Annotated in this window: 4 protein-coding genes and 1 pseudogene; 4 read left to right on the top strand and 1 reads right to left on the bottom strand. The window is 40.6% G+C overall.

The annotated features are described in order from the left end of the window. A pseudogene (locus F8S12_RS21500) lies at positions 1-173 on the top strand (ISLre2 family transposase); the annotation flags it as partial. A gap of 202 nt (positions 174-375) precedes the next feature. Here F8S12_RS21500 and F8S12_RS21495 read toward each other — a convergent pair. After that, entirely contained in the window at positions 376-549 is a 174-nt protein-coding gene (locus tag F8S12_RS21495) for a hypothetical protein (protein ID WP_196518258.1), read from the bottom strand. A gap of 422 nt (positions 550-971) precedes the next feature. Between F8S12_RS21495 and F8S12_RS21490 the strand changes: the two genes are divergently transcribed. The 3 genes from F8S12_RS21490 (at position 972) to F8S12_RS21480 (ending at position 2,451) form a co-directional block, all read left to right on the top strand. After that, entirely contained in the window at positions 972-1,226 is a 255-nt protein-coding gene (locus F8S12_RS21490) for a hypothetical protein (RefSeq protein WP_094333544.1), read from the top strand. Next, positions 1,223-1,561 (top strand): type II toxin-antitoxin system RelE/ParE family toxin, encoded by a 339-nt coding sequence (locus F8S12_RS21485; RefSeq protein WP_109013393.1) that lies wholly within the window; start codon positions 1,223-1,225, stop codon positions 1,559-1,561. Before F8S12_RS21490 ends, F8S12_RS21485 begins: the two co-directional genes overlap by 4 nt. Positions 1,562-2,061: 500 nt before the next feature. Continuing rightward, a complete protein-coding gene (locus F8S12_RS21480; RefSeq protein WP_230968178.1) occupies positions 2,062-2,451 on the top strand; it encodes a hypothetical protein in 390 nt (129 codons plus the stop codon). Positions 2,452-2,710: the final 259 nt, after the last annotated feature.

Below are 2,710 nucleotides of genomic sequence, written 5' to 3'. Positions count from 1 at the left end.
TTGAGAGTTTAATCCGCCAAGTTGTCAATTTAAGAATCAAAGGAAACAGTAAATTTTGGTTGAAAGACAATGCAGAAATTATATTACATCTGCGCTGTCAATGGATAGCTGGAAGTTGGGATAATTTTTGTATTTCTATCTTTAATTCCTTTATTAAACCTCAAACTGCTTGATTAATTTTATACTTGCGTTCTCATCTTTAGCTATTGGTTGCTGTAATTGATACTAAATATCAAAGGCTTGTTACAGATATTTTGGGAAATAATCGTCAAATGACTTACTAGCAATCTTTTTGAGATATCTCATCAAGATGAATTCTCCTGCGAATCAATATTTTATTTGTAAATAAAATCACTCCGTACTTGAATATAATTTTTAGCGATCGCACTTTTTTTGTCCGACCTCACAAAATCGCATTGCTCCCTCCTCATGTGTAGACTCACTGAAAAGTTGATTTATCCGTGCTAAATTAGTTGCCAATTTCTCCAATCTAACAGGGATACTATCTTGCACAAAGGTTTCTTGCTCATAAGTTAACCCACTATTCATCCCAGAAACTCCATAAGAATTTGGGACACAATTTGTTTAATCTTAACGTTCATAATTTTCATTGAACGATTAATGTTTTAATAAGATATGCGTTAGCCGTACTCCGCAGGAGTTGCAAGCTACGCGGAGCGTCTCCAAGAGTTGGCTTTGGCGTACCCTTACTCAAAAGCTTGCTACGCGTAGCGTCTCTAAGAGTTGCCATCGCTTGCAGCTTAATTTTACAGGTATCTAGAATTAGCGCGATGTCTACAACGGGCGTAGTTGAAGCACTCCCACACTTGAGCAGTCCGCTTTACCCAATCTATGAGGTGCCGCAGCTACGCCCAGAGCAGGTCTTACCCTGAGCCTGCGCCGTTCGCGCAGCGTCTCGTAGAGAAGGGCATCGCTATAATAAAACCAGTATCACGCTCGGAAAACTCACAATGTCCATTACACTTGATCTACCACCGAAAGTTGAGGCACTGCTGCGACAGCGTGCTGAAAGTACTGGACAAGATATTTCGCAAATGGCGCTAGCGGTGCTGACTTTAGGACTGAGTTTGGACGATCAAGATTTTTTTGAGGCTTTAAAGGGAATCCAACGTGGGCTTGATGATTTTGAGCAAGGACAATTTTCGAGTTTAGAGGACTTCATTGCTGAACAAAATCAGAAATATGGTTTGTCTCTTGAAGCATGACGTACCGCATTGATTTCTCCAGCATTGCGAAAGCCGAAGCGGATGCCGCATTCTTAAGTTTTACTGAGTTTACTACAGCCGAGCGTGCCCAACTCTGGTATCAAGGGCTAATTAAAGCAATCGCCTCTCTGCAAGAAATGCCTCGGCGCTGTCCGATCGCTCGTGAGGATGCCTTCTTTAGCCAAGAAATTCGTCAGCTTCTTTACGGGCAAGGAAAACAAACCTATCGTATTCTATTTACGGTTCTTGAAGATCAGCCTGTTCCAACGGTGAGAATTCTCCATATTCGTCATGGCGCACAGAAGACAATTGGTGAGCCGGAAGTAGAGGATTGATCATATTGACATTCCATCCACAATATCTTCCTCAAGATATGGAGTTGGCGATCGCCTTTCGCAGAAAAACAACATTTGTAACAAATAAAGAAGTAATGAGAGCAATAAAAATAAAACGGAGCGATGGCAACTCTTAGAGACGCTACGCGTAGCAAGCTTTTGAGTAAGGGTACGCCAAAGCCTTTGGCTAACGCTAATTGTTGCTCTAATAGACTGAATAATATCCAAAGTGACAATACTGCTTCAGATTTAGTGCAGTAATTTTACAGTTCTTATTAGATGTACTTTATTTACCTGATATTAGCCGTACTATCGCTGAGTGCATAGCAATCAACCGTCGAACAATCTGATCGAGCTCTAAATATAATATGCTGTAATCAATGACTGCCTGACGAATAAGTGTATGTCCTTGATTGACAGCTGATTCTTGTATCTTGGCTGTACGTATAATTAATTTGCAGCTTACCGCTGCATGGGAGAGATGTTATATTCTCTCCACCATGCCAGTAATTAATCTTGCCGATATTCAACAAATTACTAAAACACAGCAACAAGTCCTATTCCCCAGTCAAAAATATCATCCAAATCGCTCTGCCTTTGACTCTATAGTTGCAGATAACTTCTCTTTGGTGATGAAACAACTATTTTTAGGACTGACTGTAGAACCTTTATTAAATGCCTATCCTCAAATTGCTCAGTGGGTTTCTCAAACACAAGAACTTGCACCGGAAATTTTTCAATCTCGGAAAAAGTTATTAGTCGATAATCCAGTTATTGCACCTCTTGCAATTAATGACGACAAGCACTTTATTCAAGTATTAACAAATATAGCATTTAAACGTAATCGACCACGGGGCGATCGCAAATTACAAGAAAGTAAAACCCATTGACATCAAAGAGTTAGAGTTCAAAAGAAGCAGACAGCAGACTGATTCAATTTGGGAAATCAAACTGTATAAATTCGTGGGTTTTAAGCAGCATTTTTGACAGCAACTTTACTCGGCAGGAACTTGTGGAAGTAAAGAAGGAGTTGGTTGACCCTGGCGTTTAGCGCTAATGGCTTGAGTCAAAAATTCCAAGACATTTCGACGCTGAGACTTGAGCGGAGCCGGAGACGCTCCGCCTCCGGAGTAGTCACAACAGTTAACA

This window comes from Nostoc sp. WHI (assembly GCF_015714725.1).
Taxonomy (GTDB): Bacteria; Cyanobacteriota; Cyanobacteriia; order Cyanobacteriales; family Nostocaceae; genus Nostoc.
Note: the sequence above shows the minus strand (reverse complement) of the source record. Positions and strands in the feature narration are given on the sequence as shown.